This is a genomic window from Nocardiopsis sp. JB363 (assembly GCF_900143625.1).
Taxonomy (GTDB): Bacteria; Actinomycetota; Actinomycetes; order Streptosporangiales; family Streptosporangiaceae; genus Nocardiopsis.
Window position 1 is genome coordinate 49,331 of the sequence record NZ_FRFF01000019.1, and the last position, 20,439, is coordinate 69,769.

Annotated in this window: 19 protein-coding genes and 1 tRNA gene; 6 read left to right on the forward strand and 14 right to left on the reverse strand. The window is 68.1% G+C overall.

Annotated elements, in window-relative coordinates:
- Positions 1 to 17 precede the first annotated feature (17 nt).
- The gene (gene rsgA / locus BQ8420_RS03795; RefSeq protein WP_087096404.1) at positions 18 to 1,133 is read left to right on the forward strand and encodes a ribosome small subunit-dependent GTPase A; all 1,116 of its coding nucleotides are present in this window, start codon (positions 18 to 20) and stop codon (positions 1,131 to 1,133) included.
- On the opposite strand, the gene BQ8420_RS03800 is transcribed toward rsgA, so the two are convergent.
- Positions 1,130 to 2,053 (reverse strand): TatD family hydrolase, encoded by a 924-nt coding sequence (locus tag BQ8420_RS03800; protein WP_087096405.1) that lies wholly within the window; start codon positions 2,051 to 2,053, stop codon positions 1,130 to 1,132. The two genes, rsgA and BQ8420_RS03800, sit on opposite strands and share 4 nt — an antisense overlap.
- A 90-nt stretch (positions 2,054 to 2,143) precedes the next feature.
- Positions 2,144 to 3,961 carry a methionine--tRNA ligase gene (gene metG, locus BQ8420_RS03805; protein ID WP_087096406.1) on the reverse strand — a complete coding sequence of 606 codons (1,818 nt, stop codon included), beginning with the start codon at positions 3,959 to 3,961 and terminating at the stop codon, positions 2,144 to 2,146.
- 355 nt (positions 3,962 to 4,316) lie between these two features.
- Between metG and BQ8420_RS03810 the strand changes: the two genes are divergently transcribed.
- On the forward strand, positions 4,317 to 4,700 hold the full coding sequence (locus tag BQ8420_RS03810; RefSeq protein ID WP_369825466.1) for a hypothetical protein: 384 nt from the start codon (positions 4,317 to 4,319) through the stop codon (positions 4,698 to 4,700).
- Positions 4,701 to 4,844: 144 nt separating this feature from the next.
- Complete coding sequence (gene secD / locus BQ8420_RS03815) at positions 4,845 to 7,556, forward strand: protein translocase subunit SecD (protein ID WP_087096408.1); 2,712 nt, start codon at positions 4,845 to 4,847, stop codon at positions 7,554 to 7,556.
- An 81-nt stretch (positions 7,557 to 7,637) separates the two neighbouring features.
- Here the strand turns inward: secD and BQ8420_RS03820 are convergent, their stop codons facing one another.
- Positions 7,638 to 8,300, reverse strand: coding sequence for an AIM24 family protein (locus BQ8420_RS03820; RefSeq protein ID WP_087096409.1), 663 nt, complete (start codon positions 8,298 to 8,300; stop codon positions 7,638 to 7,640).
- Between the two features lie 76 nt (positions 8,301 to 8,376).
- The gene (gene rsmI / locus BQ8420_RS03825) at positions 8,377 to 9,252 is read right to left on the reverse strand and encodes a 16S rRNA (cytidine(1402)-2'-O)-methyltransferase (RefSeq protein WP_087096410.1); all 876 of its coding nucleotides are present in this window, start codon (positions 9,250 to 9,252) and stop codon (positions 8,377 to 8,379) included.
- A gap of 112 nt (positions 9,253 to 9,364) precedes the next feature.
- Here rsmI and BQ8420_RS03830 point away from each other — a divergent pair, with 112 nt between their 5' ends.
- The 3 genes from BQ8420_RS03830 (at position 9,365) to BQ8420_RS03840 (ending at position 12,027) form a co-directional block, all read left to right on the forward strand.
- Positions 9,365 to 11,002 (forward strand): dolichyl-phosphate-mannose--protein mannosyltransferase, encoded by a 1,638-nt coding sequence (locus tag BQ8420_RS03830; protein ID WP_087096411.1) that lies wholly within the window; start codon positions 9,365 to 9,367, stop codon positions 11,000 to 11,002.
- Between the two features lie 326 nt (positions 11,003 to 11,328).
- Entirely contained in the window at positions 11,329 to 11,532 is a 204-nt protein-coding gene (locus tag BQ8420_RS03835; RefSeq protein ID WP_017603347.1) for a cold-shock protein, read from the forward strand.
- Between the two features lie 183 nt (positions 11,533 to 11,715).
- A complete protein-coding gene (locus BQ8420_RS03840) occupies positions 11,716 to 12,027 on the forward strand; it encodes a sec-independent translocase (RefSeq protein WP_087096412.1) in 312 nt (103 codons plus the stop codon).
- 33 nt (positions 12,028 to 12,060) lie between these two features.
- On the opposite strand, the gene BQ8420_RS03845 is transcribed toward BQ8420_RS03840, so the two are convergent.
- The 10 genes from BQ8420_RS03845 to galU form a co-directional block, all read right to left on the reverse strand.
- Entirely contained in the window at positions 12,061 to 12,600 is a 540-nt protein-coding gene (locus BQ8420_RS03845) for a hypothetical protein (RefSeq protein WP_235005906.1), read from the reverse strand.
- Between the two features lie 839 nt (positions 12,601 to 13,439).
- Positions 13,440 to 13,853 carry a hypothetical protein gene (locus tag BQ8420_RS03850; RefSeq protein WP_087096413.1) on the reverse strand — a complete coding sequence of 138 codons (414 nt, stop codon included), beginning with the start codon at positions 13,851 to 13,853 and terminating at the stop codon, positions 13,440 to 13,442.
- Positions 13,854 to 13,855: 2 nt separating this feature from the next.
- Positions 13,856 to 14,473: a TetR/AcrR family transcriptional regulator gene (locus BQ8420_RS03855; protein ID WP_087096414.1), complete on the reverse strand. Its 618-nt coding sequence runs from the start codon at positions 14,471 to 14,473 to the stop codon at positions 13,856 to 13,858.
- A 327-nt stretch (positions 14,474 to 14,800) separates the two neighbouring features.
- A tRNA-Ala gene (locus BQ8420_RS03860) sits at positions 14,801 to 14,874 on the reverse strand.
- A 69-nt stretch (positions 14,875 to 14,943) separates the two neighbouring features.
- On the reverse strand, positions 14,944 to 15,597 hold the full coding sequence (locus BQ8420_RS03865) for a hypothetical protein (RefSeq protein WP_087096415.1): 654 nt from the start codon (positions 15,595 to 15,597) through the stop codon (positions 14,944 to 14,946).
- Between the two features lie 405 nt (positions 15,598 to 16,002).
- The gene (locus BQ8420_RS03870; RefSeq protein WP_087096416.1) at positions 16,003 to 16,722 is read right to left on the reverse strand and encodes a GNAT family N-acetyltransferase; all 720 of its coding nucleotides are present in this window, start codon (positions 16,720 to 16,722) and stop codon (positions 16,003 to 16,005) included.
- 251 nt (positions 16,723 to 16,973) lie between these two features.
- Entirely contained in the window at positions 16,974 to 17,495 is a 522-nt protein-coding gene (locus tag BQ8420_RS03875; protein WP_087096417.1) for a molybdenum cofactor biosynthesis protein B, read from the reverse strand.
- On the reverse strand, positions 17,488 to 17,991 hold the full coding sequence (gene moaC / locus BQ8420_RS03880) for a cyclic pyranopterin monophosphate synthase MoaC (protein ID WP_087096471.1): 504 nt from the start codon (positions 17,989 to 17,991) through the stop codon (positions 17,488 to 17,490). The genes BQ8420_RS03875 and moaC overlap by 8 nt, the downstream gene beginning before the upstream one ends.
- 131 nt (positions 17,992 to 18,122) lie before the next feature.
- A complete protein-coding gene (gene glp / locus BQ8420_RS03885) occupies positions 18,123 to 19,352 on the reverse strand; it encodes a gephyrin-like molybdotransferase Glp (RefSeq protein WP_087096418.1) in 1,230 nt (409 codons plus the stop codon).
- 128 nt (positions 19,353 to 19,480) lie between these two features.
- The gene (galU, locus tag BQ8420_RS03890; RefSeq protein ID WP_087096419.1) at positions 19,481 to 20,419 is read right to left on the reverse strand and encodes a UTP--glucose-1-phosphate uridylyltransferase GalU; all 939 of its coding nucleotides are present in this window, start codon (positions 20,417 to 20,419) and stop codon (positions 19,481 to 19,483) included.
- Positions 20,420 to 20,439 lie beyond the last annotated feature (20 nt).

The following is a 20,439-nucleotide window of genomic DNA, read 5'->3' on the forward strand; positions in this document are numbered from 1 at the left end:
TACCAAGAAGAGACGACGTGAGTCAGCACAACGAACACACCGGCACGTCCGGCCTGTCCGAACATCCTCTGACCCGGCTGGGATGGAACCCGCGGACGGCCGCGGCCTTCGACGCCCTGGCCTCCCCGTACGACCTGCGCCCGGCTCGGGTCATCGAGGCCCGACGCGGCGCCGTCGCCGTCCACCTGCCCGAACCCGCCACCGCCGACCTGTCGCCCGAGGTGCGCAGGGCCGCCGAGGTCGACCGCTCCACCGCGCCCACCAGCGGCGACTGGGTGGCGGTGCGACGCTCCGGTGACACCTGGGTGGTCGAGGCCGTCCTGGAACGTTCCGGGACCCTGATCCGACAGGGCGTGGCCAAGGACTCGCACGACCAGGTCCTGGCCGCCAACATCGACGCCGTCCTCATCTGTGAGGCCGCCGACCAAGGTCCCAATGTGGGCCGACTGGAACGGTTCCTCAGCCTCGCCTGGACGAGCGGGGCCACCCCGGTCGTGGCCGTCACCAAGTCCGAGCTGGCCGGGGACCGGCTTCCGGAGGTCCTCGAACTGGTACGGGCCGTCACCACCGGCGCGGACGTGTACAGCGCCAGCGCGCACACCGGTGACGGACTGTCCGACCTGGCCGCGCGGCTGCGCGCCGGTGACACGTGGGTGCTGTTGGGCACCTCGGGCGCCGGCAAGTCCAGCCTGCTCAACGCGCTGGCCGGGCACGAGGTGATGGACACCGGCGAGATCCGACAAGACCGCCGTGGCCGGCACACCACCACCCACCGACAGCTCGTCACGATGCCCGGGGGCGCCCTGTTCCTGGACATCCCCGGGGTACGCCGGATCGACGTGCCCGGGGACGAGGCCGGGGTGGACCGGACCTTCGCCGACATCCACGCCCTGGTCGAACAGTGTCGCTTCCGGGACTGCGCGCACGGAAACGAACCGGGATGCGCGGTCAATGCCGCCGTCGACGAGGGCGAACTCGACGCGGCGCGGTTGGACCGCTGGTTCCGGCTGCGTCGAGAGGCCGAGTGGAACCGGAGCCGGAACGACGTCCGGCTGCGCGCCGCCCGCCGTAAGGAGTGGAAGCGGATCGATCGCCAGGGTCGCGAGAACGCCTGGCGCAAACGCGGCTTCTAGAAGCCGAAGGCTCGATGGGCGTTGCTCGCCACGATGGTGGCGAGCTCGTCCTCGTCCATCCCCTTGACCTCTGCGAGCGTTCGCAGCGTCAGAGGAATCAGGTACGGCGCGTTGGGCCTACCCCGGTAGGGCTTGGGGGTGAGGAAGGGCGCGTCGGTCTCCACCAGGATCAGCTCGGCGGGGGCGACGTGGGCCGCCTCGCGCAGGGGCTCGGCGCTGGCGAAGGTGACGTTGCCGGCGAAGCTCATGAAGTAGCCGTGCTCGGCGCACACCTTGGCCATGTCGGCGTCACCGGAGAAGCAGTGGAAGACCACCCGTTCGGGGGCGCCTTCCTCCGCCAGGATCCGCAGGACGGCGTCGTGCGCCTCCCGGTCGTGGATCATGAGCGCCTTGCCGTGCTTCTTGGCGATGGCGATGTGCCGACGGAAGGACTCCTCTTGCGCACGCGTGCCCTCGGGACCGGTGCGGAAGGTGTCCATGCCGGTCTCTCCGACCGCGACCACCTCGGGGAGGCCGGCCAGGGCGTCGATCTCGGCGAGTTCGGCCTCCAAGGCCGCCACACCACCGGCGGGGCGGGCCTTCTCCGTCCAGTCGGTGTCGTCGGCCTCCACACCCTCGGCGCCGTCGCCGTGCACCACGCGCGGGGCTTCGTTGGGGTGCAGGGCCACCGCTGCCCACACCTTCCCCGGGTACTGCCCGGCGACCTCGACCGCCCAGCGCGAGGAGGGCAGGTCGACACCCACCTGCACCAACGGGGTCACGCCCACGGCTTCGGCGGCGGCGATGATCTCGGGGACCTCCGGGGTCTGCATGTCCATGTGGGTGTGGCTGTCGGCCACCCGCACCCGCAACGCCTCGGGCGCCGCCGGCGGAGTCTGCGCGTTGCGCTCCTTGACCGCCTTGCCACTGCGCTTACCCACGTCGACCGTCCCCCCGTTGTCCGTACTTCGTCAGGAATTCCAGGCGGGCCCCGAGTCGTCCTCGGGGCCCGCGGGTGCTCGTGTCCTCGGTTACTCGGCGTCCCCGGCCAGGCGGGCGAGTTCCTCGTCGACCACGGACTGGTCGAGCTTGGTGAACAGCGGCTCCGGACGGCTCAGCGGGGTACCCGGAACGATCGGCGTCGAGGCCCACCGGGCGTCGTTGTCAGCGTAGTCACCGGTGATGACCGGGTATTCCACCTGCTCCTCGGACCCACCGATGGTGTCGTGGCCCGATTCGAGCCGGGGCATACCGGTCCAGGTCCCGGTGCCGCCCAGCATCGCGTACACCTTGTTGGCGGCGACCGGCAGGAACGGGGTGAGCAGGGTGTTGGCGTCCTGGACCAGCTGAAGCGCCACGTGCAGGACGGTGGCCATCCGCTCGGGGTCGGTCTTCTTCAGCGCCCACGGGGCCTGGTCGGAGATGTACTTGTTGGCGTCGGCGACGGTGCGCATGGCCTCCTGGAGGCCCGCCTTGAACTGTGAGCGCTCCAGGCGGGCGCCGACGGTGTCGAAGGCGGCTTTGGAGCCCGCCAGGACCTCGCGGTCCTCGGCGGTGAGCTCACCGGCCGCGGGGATCTCGCCCAGGTTCTTGGCCGCCATGGAGATGGATCGGTTGACCAGGTTTCCCCAGGCGGCGACCAGCTCGTCGTTGTTGCGGCGCACGAACTCGGACCAGGTGAAGTCGGTGTCCTGGCTCTCCGGGCCCGCGGCCATGATGTAGTACCGCAGCGCGTCGGCGGAGTAGCGCTCCAGGAAGTCGCGCACGTAGATCACCACCCGGCGCGAGGAGGAGAACTTCTGCCCCTCCATGGTGAGGAACTCGCTGGAGACCACCTCGTTGGGGACGTTCAGTTCGCCCAGCGGTCCGACCTCGCCGTCCCGGGCGCCCTTGCCGCTCGCGCCGAGCAGGATGGACGGCCAGATGACCGAGTGGAAGACGATGTTGTCCTTGCCCATGAAGTAGAAGGACTCGCTGTCCTCCGTCTGCCACCAGCGCTTCCAGGCGTCGGGCTCACCCACGCGCTCGGCCCACTCGATGGACGCGGACAGATAACCGATGACCGCGTCGAACCACACGTACAGCCGCTTGTTGGAGTTCTCGCTCCACCCGTCCAGCGGGATCGGCACACCCCAGTTGAGGTCACGGGTGACCGCGCGCGGCTGCAGATCCTCCACCAGGTTCAGGGAGAACTTGAGCACATTCGGTCGCCAGTCGTCCTCTTTGCCCTTGAGCCAGTCGGTGAGGATCTCGGCGAAGGCCGGCAGGTCGAGCATGAAGTGCTCGGTGTCCACGAACTCGGGGGTCTCCCCGTTGACCCGGGACCGGGGCGAGAGCAGGTCGATCGGGTCGAGCTGGTTGCCACAGTTATCGCATTGGTCACCGCGGGCACCGTCATAAGCGCAGATGGGGCAGATGCCCTCGATGTAGCGGTCCGGCAGGGTGCGCCCGTTGGAGGGGGAGATCGCGCCCTTGGTGGTGCGCGTGAAGACGTATCCGTTGTCGTGGAGCGTGGTGAACAGCCGCTGGACGACGGAGTAGTGGTTGCCGGTGGTGGTGCGGGTGAACAGGTCGTAGGAGAGGCCGAGGGCGACGAGGTCCTCGGCGATGATCCGGTTGTAGCGGTCGGCCAGCTCGCGGGCGCTGACGCCCTCCTGGTCGGCCAGCACCTGGATCGGGGTGCCGTGTTCGTCGGTGCCACTGACCATCAGCACGTTGCTCCCCGACATTCGCTGGAAGCGTGAGAAGACGTCGGAGGGGACCCCGAAGCCGGAGACGTGGCCGATGTGGCGCGGGCCGTTGGCGTAGGGCCAGGCGACCGCGGTCAGGATGTGGCGATTCGACGACATGCCCCAAGCCTAAAGCCGGCCGGAGCGTCCACGGGCCGCTTCCCTGGTCGGCGGGCCGGTTCCCCGATGTGGCAGTGCTTCCGGGCTTCCTCGCCTTCCTTCCCATGGAGGGTTTCAGGGCGATCGCCCGCACACGTTCCCACAACAGTTGTCCACAGGGTGGCGGCCGGTGATTCCCCGGGGTGGGTCCCTGCCCTTATGCTCGGCTCAACGACGTCGAGTGCCACCGGGGCACCGACGCGGAACGGAAAGAGCGGCCCTCCAACCCGGTACCGAGGCGGTGGTCACCACGGATACCCGTGCCATACCCCGTCCTGCCCGGAACACCGCATCGCTGATCGCCGGCGTGGTGTTGATGGTCGTGCTGTCCTTCCCTTTGGCCGCGGCGCCGTCCGGTGACGGGGAGCCGATCCCCACCTCCGGCGGTTCGGCCGTCACCCCGGCGACCACCGTCGACTCCGGCCCCTCCCCCACCGCCAAGGAGGCGGGCAAGGAGGTCAAGCCCCACCTCGGCCCCCAGACGGTCGCGCTCGGGCCACCCGCCTCCACCTGCGACCAGCGGTTGGTGCTGCGGGACCTGCCCGAGGCGGTCCCCTCGTGCGCTCTGCGCCTGGCGGTGTGGGACCAACCCTGGTGGCCACTGTCCCTCCCCCATCACGATCCTGTCCCCGAACAGGTCGATGCGGAGGGGCTGCCATCCACCAGGGCGCCCCCTCTCACCGCGCACATCACCGTCTGACCAACCCGGTCGGTCCCCACCCATCTCGTACGGGTCCGGGCCCTCGCACCCCCCGTTCGGTCCCGGACTTCGCGCAGCGCGTGAGCCGTCCGGGTTCCCGGGCACGCGACCGGTTCCACCATCCGCAGTGAGAGGTTCACCCCTTTGTCCAGTCAAACGGGAGCGGGAGCGCGCTGGATCCGCGCGCTCATCTCCCTACTCGTCATCCTCGTCGCGTTCGGCGCGGCCTGGTTCATCCCACCGCGCCTGGGTCTCGACCTGAGCGGCGGTACGCAGATCGTCCTCGAAACCCAGGACGGCCCCGACGGCACCGCGGCCGACTCGGAGAACACCGACAAGGTCGTCGAGGTGCTGCGTCAGCGCATCGACCGTCTCGGTGTGGCCGAGGCGAACATGTCGCGTTCCGGTGAGAACCGGATCATCGTCGAGCTGCCCGGTGTGCAGGACCCGGCGGAGGCCGCGCAGATCGTCGGTCAGACCGCCCAGCTGTCCTTCCACCCGGTACTCGGAGTGGGCGAGTCCGGTGGCCAGGGTGTCCAGGCGCCGCCCCAGGGCGGCGACTTCGCCAACCCGCCGGCCGACGCCCCGGCCGACGCCTCCATCCACGCCGACGAGGCCCGCGCCCCCGCGGACGCCGAGGGTGAGGCTCCCGCCGGAGGTGGGGGCGAGGCTCCCGCCGGCGGCGAGGGCGGCGAGATGACGCAGGAGGAGATGGAAGAACTCCTCGGCGGCATGGAAGGCGCTCCGGGCGGCGGTGCCCCGGGTGGCGGCGGCATGCCCCAGGCGCCCGCCGGTCCACCCGCGGAGAACCCCGAGGACGTCGCGGTGACCCTGCCCGACTCCGAGGGCAACATGCTCCAGCTGGGTGACGCCGCCATCCAGGGCGACCGAGTCTCCAGCGCCGAGGCGGGCCTCGACCAGGTCAACCGTGCGCAGTGGGTCGTCAACGTCGGCTTCCGTGGCGAGGGTCGTGACCAGTGGCAGGAGCTGACCGGTCAGGCCGCCTGTTTCCAGGAGGGCGACCCGCGCCGTCGCGTCGCGATCGTCCTGGACGACCAGATCATCTCGTCCCCACAGGTGACCGCCGAGACCGCCTGTGAGGCGGGGATGGCCGGCGGCCAGACCACCATCAGCGGTGACTTCAACAGCGAGACCGCCGAAGAGCTGGCCGTGCTGATCGAGGGCGGTTCGCTGCCGCTGCCGGTCACCGAGGTCCAGCGTCAGACGGTCGGCCCGACCCTCGGTGCCGCCGCCATCCAGGCCAGCGCCGTCGCCGCCATCCTGGGCATCGCCTTCACCGCCCTGTACATCACGCTGGTGTACCGCATGGTCGGTTTCCTGGCCTCCATCGCCCTGGCGTTCTACACCCTGATCGCCTACGGCGCGTTGGTGGCCATCAGCGCCACACTGACCTTGCCGGGTCTGGCCGGTTTCGTGTTGGCGATCGGTATGGCCATCGACGCCAACGTACTGATCTTCGAACGAGCGCGTGAGGAGTATCAGCGCCAACAACAGGTCTACGAGGCCAACAAGGCCTCCGGCATGAAGGACGCGGGCCAGGACGGCAAGGAGACCGGCGCGCTCGCCCGGCGCAAGCGCCGCGCGGTGCCGCCCAGCCTGGAGAAGGCGTTCGTCCAGGGCACGCAGAAGGCCTGGAGCGCGGTCCTCGACACCAACGTCACCACGATTCTGGCCGCGGCTCTGCTGTTCTTCTTCGCGTCCGGCACCGTCCAGGGCTTCGGTGTGACCCTGAGCCTGGGCACCATCGCCTCCATGATCTCCGCGCTCGTCATCGCACGCGTGTTCGTGGAATGGGCGGTGCGTCGAACCGTCATCAAGAAGCACCCCTCGATCAGCGGCATCGACCGCATCGGCAAGGTCCGCACCTGGCTGGTCGAGAAGAACCCGAAGCTGATGAACTTCCGCCGCGTCGGGCTCATCGTCGCCGCCCTGATCGTGGTCACCGCGATCGCCGCGCCGCTGGTGCGCGACACCAACCTCGGTGTCGAGTTCACCGGTGGTCGCGTCCTGGAGTACGAGATCACCGGCGAGCAGGACCTGTCCATCGACGAGGCCCGGGGGGTCATCTCCGGACTCGACTTCGCGGGTTCGGACACCGCAGTGGTCCAGGAGTCCGGTGACAGCGACCTGTCCGTCCGCACGGGCGACATCTCCGACGCGGAGGCGTCCGGCATCACCGACGCCCTCACCGAGGAGACCGGTGGCGTGGAGATGGTCAGCGACGAGCTGATCGGTCCGAGCATGGGCGACGAGCTGCGCAACCGGGCCCTGATCGCGCTCGCCGGCGCCCTGGCCCTGCAGATGGCCTACCTGGCCTGGCGTTTCCGCTGGTCGTTCGGTGTCTCCACCATGTTGTCGCTGGCCTTCAACATGATGCTGGTCATCGGTCTGTTCATCTGGTTGGGCAAGCCCATCGACGGGGTCTTCCTCGCGGCGATCCTGAGTGTCATCGGTTTCACCGTCAACGACTCGGTGGTGGTATTCGACAGGGTGCGAGACGAATGGGCGAAGGACGACAAGTCCACGTTCATTCAGATCGCCAACCGCGCGATTCTCAACACCCTGCCGCGTACGGTGAACACGACCGTCGGTGCGTGGATCATCCTGATCTTCCTCACCTTCCTCGGCGGGTCCTCGCTCCAGGACTTCTCCATCGCCATGTTGGTCGGTCTGACCACCGGTGTGGTCTCCACCGTGTTCGTCGCGGTCCCGATCGCCATCTGGTTGCAGAAGTGGGACAAAACGCCCGCGCCGCACGTGATCAAGGAACGCAAGGCCAAGCAGAAGGTGGCGGCCAAGGCCGCCCGTGAGGCGGACGACGGAGCGGTCGTGTAACTCGCCTTCACCGGTCCGAGAAACGGGAGGGCCCCGAATCGCTTCGCGCGGTTGGGGGCCCTCTCCTCGTCTGCGGTCCGCTCAGCCGTTGGTGGGGGCCGGCGCACCTTCGGAGGCCTGGACGAGGACGAAGCCCTGCCCCTGGAGGGCGAGCTGGAAGGCCTCACCGCTGCCGCGCCCGATGATCGCTCCGGCCTTGACCGTGCTGCGAATGTTCGCCTGCAGGGTCGTGCTCCAGGCGACGGCGGCCTGGGTGTCGATGAAGGTCGGCTGGTCCACATTGAGCAGCACCGGGGTTCCGTGACAGGCCACGGCCACCCGGCCCCGACCGGAGAAGACCGTGTTGAAGAGTCCTCCGGCCACCATGCCGCCGAACCCCTGCACCTTCTGGATGTCCCAGTTCAGGGTGGGCTCGAAGGCCAGGACGTTGGCGCCGTTGACCGTGAGAGACTCCTCCTCCAGGTCGATCAAGTGCACGTCCCAGGCTTCGTGGGCCAAGAACACGTCCCCCTGCCCGGACACCTTCATCAGCGGCAGGCCCTCCCCGGTGAACGCCTTCTTCATGAACCGGCCGACGCTACCCGCACCCTGATAGGCGAAGTCGACCCCGCCCTGGTAGGCGACCATCGATCCCTGGCGGGCGTAGAACTCACCGTTGAGCCCCACTCTCAGCATCTTGCGGTTCTGCAGGTGCATCCCCGGCTGCTGGGTTTCCTGGGCCTGTTGGAAGAGCTCACTGCGCATGAAGGAATCCTCTTTCGTCACTTCGGTCTCAGTGCTGTTCGACGCACGGAACCGGGAACCGGTTTCAGAGCCGAAGTCACTCCGCCTCGACGACCCCGTGGACCAGGTCGTAGACACGACGTTTGGGAACCCCGGCCTCCTTGGCGACCCTGACGATGGCCTCCTTGCGGCGCGTCCCCTCGTCCTCCAGCGCACCCACGGCGGCGATCAGGTCGGTGTCACTCGTGTGCTCCGCACGGGGTCGCGCGCCCCCCACCACCACGGAGATCTCACCGCGCACACCGTCGGCGGCCCATGCGGCGAGCTCGCCCAACCCGCCTCGGCGCACCTGTTCATAGGTTTTGGTGAGCTCACGGCACACCGCCGCCCGACGATCGGCGCCGAACGCCGAGGCCATCGCCTCCAGGGTGGCGGCGATCCGGTGCGGACTCTCGAAGAAGACCATCGTTCGGCGTTCGCCTGCCAACTCCTCCAGGTACGGCTTCAGGCCCTTGCGCGGTGGGAACCCCTCGAAGCAGAATCGGTCGGTGGGAAGTCCGGAGACCACCAGGGCGGTGGTCACCGCCGACGGCCCTGGGATCGAGGTGACGGGGATCCCCTCCTCGGCACAGGCCGCCGCCAGGCGGTAGCCGGGGTCGGACACCCCCGGCATCCCGGCGTCGGTGACGACCAGGATCTCCTCGCCCCGCCGCAGATCGGCGAGGAGTTCGTCCCCTCTGCGGCTTTCGTTCGCGTCGTAGTAGGACACGACACGGGCCCCGGACTCACCGCCCAGACGAATGCCCGCACGGGAGGCGAATTGTCGCAGTCTGCGCGTGTCCTCCGCAGCGATCACACGCGCCCCCTCCAGGGCGTGCAACAACCGAGGTGGCGCGTCCTCCAGGTTCCCGATGGGCAACCCCGCCAGGACGAGCCTCCCGCTCCGCTGCGTTTCCTCAACACCCTCAACCACTGTGATCCCCGTCCTGTCGCGCTACGGTTGGCCATGATCGAACCATCCGAAACCCGGTTTCGCGGCCCGTCCGCAACGGACCCCCATCTCTGACCCCAACCTACGAGCCGAGATGACCACCACCGCACTTCGCAGCGAGGCCGAGCCCTCGAAACCTCCGGCCGCGGCCCGGCCCTCCGATCTCCGTTCCCGCTTCGTGCCCCGCATGCCCACCCCCGTGTGGCTGGGCTGGCTGGGAGCCGGCCTCGTCGCGTTGTTCGCGGGAGCGCTCAGGTTCTTCAACCTCGGGCAGCCGGAACGGATCTACTTCGACGAGACCTACTACGCCACGGACGCCTTCGCCCTGTGGCGTTTCGGATACGAGCACGAAACCCACGACAACTCGGACACCATGCTGGCCGAGGGCGATCCGAACATCTTCACCGGTACGGGTGACTTCATCGTCCATCCGCCGGTGGGCAAGTGGATGATCGCGCTCGGCGACTGGCTGTGGGCGCTGATGCCGTTCGGCGCCGAGGTCAGCCCCGAGGGCTGGCGAGTGGCCTCCGCCCTGGCCGGGATGATCTCCGTTCTCATCCTGGTCCGGCTCGCCACACGGATGACCCGTTCCCTGCTGCTCGGCTGCACCGCCGGCCTGCTCCTGGCCTTGGACGGCCTGCACTTCACCCTGAGCCGTATCGCCATGGTGGACATGTTCCTCACCTTGTGGATCCTGGCCGGGTTCGCCTGTCTGGTGATCGACCGGGACAAGACGAGGGAACGTCTGGTCCGCCTGGCGGAGGCCGGGGTGGACCTGACCACGGTGGGCTGGCTCGGCATGCGCTGGTGGCGTCTGGCGGCCGGTCTGTGCTTCGGCCTGGCGGTCGGCACCAAGTGGTCGGCCCTGTTCTTCATCGCCGCCTTCGGCCTGCTCACCGTCGCCTGGGACTACGGTGCCCGGCGCAGCGTCGGCCAGCGCCGTGTCTTCGGCCGTTGGCTGGGTACCGACGCCATCCCCGCCTTCCTGCAGACCGTGGTGGTCGCCGGGATCGTCTATCTGGTCTCCTGGTCCGGATGGTTGTTCACCCGCGGCGGCTACAACCGGGACTTCGCCGAAGGTCTGGCCCCCAGCTGGCTACCGGACTTCCTGTCCACGCCGTTGGAGTCCCTGTGGAGTCTGGTCGATTACCACGGCCGGATGATGAACTTCCACTCCAACCTCTCAAGCGACCACACCTACATCTCCGCGCCGTGGGAGTGGCTGATCATGCGCACCCCGGTGATGTTCCACTACGACGGGCAGGCCGTCGGGTGCGACACCGGGAGCTGTGTGACGTCGGTGGTGTCCATCGGCACCCCGGTCATCTGGTGGGTGAGCATCCTCGCCATGGTCGTGATGCTCGGTTGGTGGATCACCTTCCGCGACTGGCGGGCCGGCGCGGTGCTGCTCGCGGTCGCCGCCGGCTGGCTCCCGTGGTTCGCCTATCCGGACCGCCCGATGTTCCTGTTCTACGCGCTGCCGTTCTTGCCGTTCCTGGTGCTCGCCATCGTGCTGATGTTGGGAATGCTGATGGGTTCGGGAGAGGACAGTCCACGATTCGCTCCCTACACACGTGCGCTCGGCGGGGTGGTCTTCGGTGTGGTGGTGTTGTTGACCATCGCGCACTTCGCCCACCTCTACCCGGTCCTATCGGCCTATCCACTGCCGGACGACACCTGGGGCGACCGGTTGTGGTTCGAGGTGTGGATCTACGGCCGTGACGCTTCCTGAGGAGTGACGCACCCCGGGGAACGGCGGAAACCGTTCCTCGGGCACAACTCCATTAGTGGCAGAAGGGCTGGAAATCAACCTTTTCGAGTAGCCGAAACAGGACACTCCGATATGAGGGATTCCTGGGTGAAAAGCCTCGGCAAGGCCCCATCCTCCCTGGTACTGTCTGCAACTGGTTGCTGTTGTAGTTTCCATGGATGCCCGAGGCGCCTCGCGGAACTTCACGTGGGCGCTTGTCGATTCGGGTATGACCCTTCTTCGGTCCGGCGCCCGGCGACCCGGGACCAGCAGGGTGCGGTCCCGTCGTAGTCCCCAAGGGAGAGCACATGGCTCAGGGCACCGTGAAGTGGTTCAACTCTGAGAAGGGTTTCGGGTTCATCGCCGTCGAGGGTGGTCAACCCGACGTGTTCGTTCACTACTCGGCGATCGCGGGCACCGGCTTCCGGAACCTGGAAGAGGACCAGAAGGTCGAGTTCGACATCATCCAGGGCCCGAAGGGCCCGCAGGCGGCGGACGTTCGCACGGTCTGACCGTCACACGTGCGTTTCCCCAGCCCTCCGCTCTCCCCGAGTGGGGGGCTGGTTCGTGTTCCGGGCCCTGACATGCGCCGAGTGGGCGAGGGATGGGTGTTGGATGGGGACACGGTTACCCAAGCGTGGCGATACCGGTTAACCTGCTTGAAGCCGGTCAGCACCCGAAGGCGAGGACCACACATGTTCGGCATCAGCGGTGGAGAGTTCGTCCTCCTCATCCTTCTCGCGTTGCTGATCTTCGGACCGGACCAGCTCCCGAAGGCGGCGCAGCAGATCGGGCGTGTCCTGCGCCAGCTCCGTACCATGGCCAACTCCGCCTCCAGCGACATCAAGGAGGGGCTCGGCCCGGAGTACAAGGACTTCGACGTCCAGGACCTCAACCCCAAGAGATTCATCCAGAAACACTTCTGGGAGGAAGAGGAGGAGTCCGCCAAGAAGCCGGTCTCCCGCCTGAACGGCAAGCGCCCGCCCTTCGACGACGAGGCCACCTGAGCCGCGTCGCCCCGCGGCCCGCCGGCCCGGTGTTCAACCCACCAGCATGAGGAAGAACGCCCCCAGCACCAGCAGGATGATCGATCCCACGATGATCGCGGGCGATCCCACCGCCAGGATGAGCAGCTCCGCCGCCACCGCGCCGCCCAGCGCCGCGAGCAGCCATGGCCACCGTGGCCGCGGCGCCCAGTCGTGCCGGCGTTCTCGGGCCACCGCCAGCCCCAGGCCCACCCCGATGAACAGCCAGAACCCGAGGTGGGCGATGACGCGCACCTGCGGATCGACGTAGTCGGCCATGCCCCCGACCACCATCACGTACAGGACGGTGGAGGTGGCCAGACCCCAAAATCCCCGACCTCGTTCGACCCTCATCGCCTTGTTGCGCGCCCTGGTGGTGCGTCGGAAGCCCTCACCCGCGACGGCCGTGGGCTCCTCGGTGACGGGCTCCACCCGGCTCTCGGGCGGGCGTCGGCCCGGTGCACCCTCCGGGACGGGTGGGCGCGTGTAACCGCCCGCGGGCTCCGGTTCGTTCGAGTACTCGTATCCGCCTGACTGCTGAGGGGAGTCGGACACTGCTACTGGTCGCCCCTTCGCGTTCGTTTCGGCCCCGACCCGGACGGTCCGGACGACGTATCGAACTCCTACCCTGTCGGGTGTTCGGTCAGATCTCCCCCTGATCACGGAGCGAAACGTCTTGGGTGGACATGGGTAAGGGCCCGCCGACAGTGTCGAACGGGCCCTCGGAGCGTGACGACACCGCGTGGGCGTCGTCAGGCCGATCTGGTTACCACCAGGTCCAACCGTTGTTCTTACGGGAGCTCTGCGCGTGCATGATCATGGCATCTACCTTTCTTGGTGTTTCCAGCCCATCCCGGAACCAAGATGTCCTATCGCGGCAGAGTCCACAAGGGCCGAGGCCGAATATTCATCATCTTATGGCCGAGGGACGACCAAAGGTTGCACCAGCACTTCGGAAATAACCACAGAAGGCGGAATCGGCGCAGCTCAGGCCGGCTTCCCTCATCGCCCCCGCACGACACGCTCCCCGATGACCTGCAAAGACAACTCCCTTGATAAGCAAAATAAGAAGAGGTCGGCATAACGGAGGGCGACGATCTCGCTATTGTCACCAGGAGTGTTGAAATCGCTGCGGAGAACCCGATTCCACCTGGCACCGGGACGTGTGACGACGTCAACGGCGGGCGCCCGCATCCACGCATCACCCCAGAAACCCCCACATAGCGGTACTTCTGCGACCCTTCACCCGAAGAGGTCGTCACCTTAAGTGATCGTTTGAAAACCCGGTTCCATTCGGACGCGCGTCCCTGGTGTCCCGGGAACCCCCGTTTGGGACATGACCAAAAGCGAGTTTGGTCCTTCCTTTCAAACCGACCGCTCACCCCGGCAAGGGCTCAGATGAGCGCCACCCCGCCCACGATCAACGCGACCCCCGCACCGAACAGCCCGACGACCAGGCTCACCGCACCCGCCCAGATGAGGTACCGGAGCCGGTTGGGAGTCCGCGGGTCCCGGCCGACCACGGACAGGAAGAAGCCCGCGGGGATCAGGATGGCCGCGGCCAGGACCAGGTCGCCCACCGAACGCCCCCAGCCTGGGACGGTGGGCTGATCCAGCAGCAGCCGCACCACCAACCCGAGGATGACCAGGACCCCGGCATGGGCGTGCCCGGCCCGGAAGTAGGACTTCTGCAGGTCGTTGGCGGGGAACCGTCCGTTGACCACACGCAACAGGAATGTACCGCCGTAGGCGATGCCCACGACAGTGAGCAGGACGACCCCGGACGAGATGAGTGTGGACGCCGACATGATTACTCCACTTCGTTGTCGGGAGGTGGGTCCGAAGGGCCGAACAGGAGTCCGGCACTGCGTCGGGTGATGGTCGGCAGGTCGGTGTCACCGAACAGTTCACGCACCCCGGAAACGTCCAGGTTCCCGGTGAGCGCCAGGGTCGCCAGACCGTGCACGATCGACCACCCGGCCACCACCGCGGCCGGCCCGTCGGCGACCCCCCGCCCTTCCTCCGCCAGGGACTCCACCCCCGAGCGCAGTTCGGCGAAAGCCGCCACACGGGCGGCGCGCAACCCGGGGTCGTCCTGGTCCAACAGGGAGGGTTCGAACATCACGGTGAAGTGGGCCGGGAAGTCGATGGCGAAGTCCACGTAGACGACCCCGGCCTCCAGGAAACCGCCGCGAGCGTCCCGGTTGATCCGGAGCCGGTCGGCGAGCTCGGTGAAGCCTTCGGTGGCCAGCGCGTTGAGCACCCCCTCCCGGCTGCCGAAGTGGTACCTGGGCGCCGTGTGGCTGACCCCGAGGTCCGCGGCGAGCGATCGCAGGCTGAAGCCGTAGGGGCCCTTCTCCGTGATGACCTCGGCGGCCCGCTCCAGCACTGCGGCCCGTAGGTTTCCGTGGTGGTATCCGTCTGCCATGTCCGGAACTATACAGCGGCAAGTTACCACTGTAAAGATTCGGTTTGACGATCCGATTTCCCGAACCCATGGGCGTTCCCGTACTTCGGTGGATAGGCTGGGACCACATCGGCACCACCCCGCCGCAGGGGATAGACGCTTCGCCGGTGACACTCGGGGCTCAGGTCCGGATGACCTCCCGCGACAGGGAATGGCAAGCACGGCGTCCGGCCCGAGACGAGCACGAGAAAGGGCCCGATCCACGGATCGGGCCCTGCTTTCCTGCACGAAAAAACGAAGAGACCCGGGAAAAGGACTTCGTCCTTTTCCCGGGTCTCTTCTCTTCGGTGGAGCTGAGGGGATTTGAACCCCTGACCCCCTCGATGCGAACGAGGTGCGCTACCGGTCTGCGCCACAGCCCCGAAGACGTCACCAACTTTAGCAGGAAAGTTCGGGTGGTCCGAACACCGTGTCCGGTGTTCGGACCGGGGTCAGTCTCCGGCGGCCCTCAGGCGGGCGTCCGCGTACTGGTCGTAGACCTGGCTGCGACGCTCCTTGAGAGCGATCACCTTGGCCAGGCGTTCGGCTTCCCAGGCCTCGTGGTCCTCGCGGTCGCGAGCCCGACGCGCACGCAGCAAGGCCTGGCGGCGTGCCCTGAGGCGGGCCTGGCGATGCTCGGCGTCAGCCTTGGCGGCTTCCCGGAGCAGCGCGAGGTGCCCGACGAGCAACAGGACCGGCGGTGCGATCACCCACCAGGGGCCGAGTCCGAAGGTGACGGCCACGATGGTGGCGACGCTGAGCAGGGTGAGCCCACTGGTACGTCGGCGACGGCGGGCGATGACCCGGCCCCGGGGTTCGGGTGCGGGGACGCGACGCCGTTCGACGGGACGCGCCTCCTCGACCTCGGCCACGTGTTCCTCACGTGCCCTCGGGCGGGTGATGACCTGGGTCTCGGTGAGATCCGGGTCCTCCTCGTCCGCCGCATCCTCCTCGAAGGCCTCATCGGCCTCGTCGATGTCCATTTCGGCGTCGTCGCGACGGGTCTCCTCGTGAACCGGTTCGACCGCGTCCTTGCGCAGCAGCATCGGCACCAAGACGATGAGCCAGACCACCACGATGGCGAGGTACAGGGGAGAGCTGCTCATCACCCCTCCTCACGATGACGGCCACTGAACGTTGATCGACACTTCGTCGACACCGCGCCGCGTGTACATGAACACTGTCTCGGGAGTACCGACGTCTCCCGACCCGACCTCGTTCCCGCCCCGTGTCGGGGCGAGAGCGAATCCCGTGTGCCATATCCACGCGTTGCCCGCATCGTCAATGCGTCTATGTTCCGCACGGTACGACCCCGTGTCCATAAATGCGCCGCATTCCGACCGGAGTGTCGCAAGATTGTGGACCCTCAGTTTCGGTCGCCTCACCTCTCCTGTAGAAATCCCAGGTCAGACAGTGACTGCGGAGCGCAGTGCCAATTCAACGCAAAGTAATGAAGCAATGTTCTTAAAGAGAGGTTTAGGCTTCGGATACACCCGTGCATGCTGCCATGTTCAGTTCGGCCCCGGGGGTGGACTCGCCGGATCACGTGGATCCTCGCCACCGTTCAGGCCATGTGGCCCCAAAGCGGAACCAGGGCCGGAACCACCCTCTGCAGTCGGACCGGAAGACCCTCCGTCGTACCAACGACGCAAAACCCCCCGAGGCGCCTCCTCCGCGGTGAGCCCGTAGCAAATGTGGTCTCGCCAGGCCCCGTCGATGTGCAGTTGTCTGCGCCGCACGCCCTCGTCCCGGAAACCGAGTTTGACGACCACGCGTCTGCTGGCACGGTTCTCGGGTCGGATGTTGGCCTCGATCCGATGGAGTCCGATGTTGAAGAAGGAGTGGTCGACGGCCAGCGCGACCGCGGTCGGTGTGATGCCCCGACCGGCGTAGGCGTTGTCGATCCAGTAACCGACCTGCGCCGACCTGGCCGAACCCCACACGATGGCGCCCACTGTGAGCTGGCCGACGAAACGGTCGTCATAGGTGACCGCCCAGGGCATGGACAGCCCCTGGCGTGCCTCGCGGCGGATGGCCTGGATCATCGCGAGGTAGGGGGCGACCCCGGTGGTGCGCAATGGCATCTCCGGGTACGTGGGCTCCCACGGGCGCAACCACTCGGCGTTGCGCGCACGGGTGTCACGCAGGTCGGGAGCATCGCGCAGCCGCAGCGGACGAAGCGCGATCGCCCCCTCCCGCAGGGTGACCGGCCACCTCTGTCTGCGATTCACGTCGTCCCTCCGTGGCCCTGTGCACCACCCGGCGCGGATACGCCACCGGACCTCGGGGCGTGGCCGCGCCCGACGCCGGTGAGCCCGTCCAGTATTCCACCCCGCGGACGTGCGGCGGCGGGTGTAGCTTCCGCCACACTGGAATCGGATGATTCCAAACTCCATTCACTCCTGCACCGAAAACCGTACTAGGGTCAAGGAATTCTCTGCCTCCGGAATGCCCGGGATGTGATTGTGGTCATTACCGGGTCTCATTCCGACCGAGGGTGGTCACCGCCCCGCATCTGGTCGACCGCGTGTCTCAGAACGGGTGCCAGCACGTCCATTCCGTCACGCACACCGCCCCGGGAGCCGGGCAGGTTCACCACGAGCATGCTGTGCCCGTCCCGCTCCACGACCCCCGCCAGACCACGGGAGAGGATCGCCGTGGGTATCCCCTTGTCGCGTCCCGCCGCGCGCAGCGCCTCGGATATCCCGGGGACCTCGAAGGACAGTAGGGGGCGGGTGGCCTCAGGGGTGCGATCCTGCGGAGTGAGGCCGGTGCCACCCGTGGTGAGCACGGCGTCGGCCCCCTCACCATGCGCGCGCAACAGCGCCGCGGTCACCGGTGGACCGTCCGACACCACCCAGGGCCCCACCACCGTGAAGCCCAGGTCCCGCAGACGCTCCACGATCACCGGCCCGGAACGGTCCGGGTAGACCCCGGCGGCCGCCCGGTTCGAGGCGGTGACCACGGCGACCCGGTGCGGCGACCGTTCTCTCGACTCAGTCACCACGCTTCCAGTGCCCCTTCTTTCCCCCGAGCTTCTCCTCGACCCTGACCGCGGTGACCTCGGCCTCCGGGTCGATGGCCTTGACCATGTCGACCAGGCCCAGCGCCGCGGTCATCACGCAGGTGAGCGCCTCCATCTCGACACCCGTGCGGTCGGCGGTACGGACCGTGGCGGAGATGTCCACGCCGTCATCGAGGACCGTCAGGTCCACGTCGACGCCGTGCACCGCGATGGGGTGGCACAACGGCACCAGGTCCGGGGTGCGTTTGGCCCCCTGGATGCCGGCGATGCGCGCGACCGCGAGGGCGTCGCCCTTGGGCACCTCACCGCCGCGCAGGGCGGCGATGGTCGCGGTGTTGAGCAGGACCCGACCGGTGGCGGTGGCACTACGGGCACTGACGTCCTTGCGGGAGACGTCGACCATGCGCGCGGCGCCGGACTCGTCGAGGTGGGTGAGGCCGGAGGGGTGCGCCGCCGGCTTCGGGGTCTCGGTCATCGGGGTCACCCGTTGTCTTCGCGTGTGGACCACACGGCCATCGGTGCGCCGGCCGCGTGGGGCGCGCGGTGGCGCGTCCCACGGATGACCGTACTCCTCCACGGTGACAACGGCGTCGGGACCGTCTCAGGTCAGTGCCCGGGCAGTGCCAGGACCTCGGCGACCGCGCCGGCCGGCAGCTCGGTGACCTCTTCCGGAACGACGAGGAGTCCGTTGGCGTCGGCCAGCGCGGACAGTTGATGTGAACCCTGCCGGACCGCGGGCGCGACGGTGTGCGCCACTTCGGCGCCGGGGGCCGCCGGTTCCAGCACCGCGCGCAGGTAGGAGCGTCGTCCCTTCGGCGAGGTGACCGCGGTGGACAGCCTGGCGCGCACACCGGGCAGGGGCCCCGGGTCGAGACCGCGCAGCTTCCGCAGCACCGGCCGTACGAACATCTGGAAGGAGACGAAGGCGCTCACCGGGTTGCCCGGCAGCGTGATGATGGGGGTCCTGTCCGGGCCGATCGTGCCGTAGCCCTGAGGCTTGCCGGGTTGCATGGCCACCGAGGTGAACTCGACGGTGCCCTGCCTGCTGAGCACCTCCTTGACCACGTCGTAGGCGCCCATACTGACGCCGCCGGTGGTGACGACGATGTCGGCGCGGAGCAGCAGCCCGTCCAGGGCGTCGTGGACGCTGACCGGGTCGTCTCCGACGGAGCCGTGGCGGTGCACCTCACCACCGGCCTCCTTCGCGGCCGCCGCGATCATGTAGCTGTTCGACTCGTAGATCTGGCCGGGGCCGAGCGGGCGCCCGGGCTCGACCAGTTCCTCCCCCGTGGAGAGAACCACGACCCTGGGCCGGGGGAGGGCCGGAACGGTCCGTCGGCCTACCGCCGCGAGCACACCCATCTCCCCCGCGCCGATCAGGCTCCCGGCGCTCAGTACCCTCGCGCCCTCCTCCACGTCCTCTCCGCTCCGGCGTACGAACCCACCGGGCGTGGCGGGACGTTCGATGAGGACCTCCACGCTCCCGCCGTCGGTCCACTCGACCGGGACGACGGCGTCGGCGCCCGTGGGCATGGGTGCGCCGGTCATGATGCGCGCGCACAGGCCGGGGCGGATCGCGCTCGGGGACGGGTCGCCCGCCGGGATGTCGGCCACCACCGGCAGTCTGACCGGGGTGGCGGGCGAGGCGTGTTCCAGATCGGCGGCGTGTACGGCGTAACCGTCCATCGAGGAGTTGTCGAAGCCCGGCAGGGACACCGCGGAGAACACCGGTTCGGCCAGCACCGTCCCGTGGGCCCGGAGCAGGTCGAGCTCCGTCGCCTCGGGCACGGCGACCAGTGCCAGCAGATCGGAGACGTGCTGTTCGACGCTCTTCATGGGGTCCCTCCGGTTCGGGTGCGCGCTGGGAACGTCCCACTTTCGTGGTCCGTCCCCACCCCATTGTGACCACTGGCACCGCTGGGACGTGCCGACCAGGCCGTCCGGCCTGGTCGGCTCCGTCGAGATCAGCTCCGATCGGTCCTGTCGTGACGGTCGACGAACTCGCGCAGCCAGGGCAGGAGCTCCTCCGCCAGGTCCGGACGCCGGCAGGCGAAGTCCACCACTGTGCGGATGTAGTCGGCCTTGTTGCCGGTGTCGTAGCGCTGCCCCTGTAGCAGGACCCCGCGTACGCCACCGCCCTCTTCGGGCTTGGTACGGGCGAGTTCGAGCAGGGCGTCCGTCAGCTGGATCTCACCGCCACGGCCCGGCGGGGTGCGGTGCAGGACCTCGAAGACGGCGGGGTCGCACACGTAACGGCCGATGACCGCCCAACGACTCGGTGCCTCTTCCCGCGAGGGCTTCTCCACCAGGTCGGTGACCGTGACGACGTCGTCCTCCTCGGTGGGTTCCACCGCGGCGCAGCCGTAGAGGGAGACCTGCTCGGGCTCCACCTCCATGAGCGCCACGACGCTGCCACCGTGTTCACGGCGCACCTCGATCATGCGCCGCAGCAGGTCGGCGGTCTCGATGAGATCGTCGCCCAGCAGCACTGCGAAGGGGTTGTCGCCCACGTGCGCTTCCGCGCACAGCACGGCGTGCCCGAGGCCGCGGGGCTCACCCTGGCGAACGTAGTGGACCTGGGCGAGGTCGCTGGACTCGCGGACCGATCGGAGTCGCTCCGTGTCGCCCTTGGCCTTCAGGGCCACCTCCAGCTCATATGCGCGGTCGAAGTGGTCCTCGATGGAGCGCTTACTCCGCCCGGTGATCATGAGAACGTCGTGGAGCCCCGACTCCACCGCCTCCTCCACGACGTACTGGATCGCGGGTTTGTCCACGATCGGCAGCATCTCCTTGGGAGTGGCCTTGGTCGCGGGCAGGAAACGGGTGCCCAGACCCGCCGCCGGGACGACCGCCTTGGTGACGGCGGAGGTCGGGGGACGCGTCTGGTCGATGTCGGCGCTCATGGACAGGCACTTTAGGGCAG

Bases quoted from the DNA above. Each gene is read 5' to 3' on its own strand.
- metG (WP_087096406.1), bottom strand. From the start codon at position 3,961: ATGTCGTCGAATCGCCACATCCTGACCGCGGTCGCCTGGCCCTACGCC.
- BQ8420_RS03810 (WP_369825466.1), top strand. From the start codon at position 4,317: ATGGTCGTGCTGTCCTTCCCTTTGGCCGCGGCGCCGTCCGGTGACGGG.
- BQ8420_RS03820 (WP_087096409.1), bottom strand. From the start codon at position 8,300: ATGCGCAGTGAGCTCTTCCAACAGGCCCAGGAAACCCAGCAGCCGGGG.
- BQ8420_RS03830 (WP_087096411.1), top strand. From the start codon at position 9,365: ATGACCACCACCGCACTTCGCAGCGAGGCCGAGCCCTCGAAACCTCCG.
- BQ8420_RS03835 (WP_017603347.1), top strand. From the start codon at position 11,329: ATGGCTCAGGGCACCGTGAAGTGGTTCAACTCTGAGAAGGGTTTCGGG.
- BQ8420_RS03840 (WP_087096412.1), top strand. From the start codon at position 11,716: ATGTTCGGCATCAGCGGTGGAGAGTTCGTCCTCCTCATCCTTCTCGCG.
- BQ8420_RS03850 (WP_087096413.1), bottom strand. From the start codon at position 13,853: ATGTCGGCGTCCACACTCATCTCGTCCGGGGTCGTCCTGCTCACTGTC.
- BQ8420_RS03855 (WP_087096414.1), bottom strand. From the start codon at position 14,473: ATGGCAGACGGATACCACCACGGAAACCTACGGGCCGCAGTGCTGGAG.
- BQ8420_RS03865 (WP_087096415.1), bottom strand. From the start codon at position 15,597: ATGAGCAGCTCTCCCCTGTACCTCGCCATCGTGGTGGTCTGGCTCATC.
- moaC (WP_087096471.1), bottom strand. From the start codon at position 17,991: ATGACCGAGACCCCGAAGCCGGCGGCGCACCCCTCCGGCCTCACCCAC.
- glp (WP_087096418.1), bottom strand. From the start codon at position 19,352: ATGAAGAGCGTCGAACAGCACGTCTCCGATCTGCTGGCACTGGTCGCC.
- galU (WP_087096419.1), bottom strand. From the start codon at position 20,419: ATGAGCGCCGACATCGACCAGACGCGTCCCCCGACCTCCGCCGTCACC.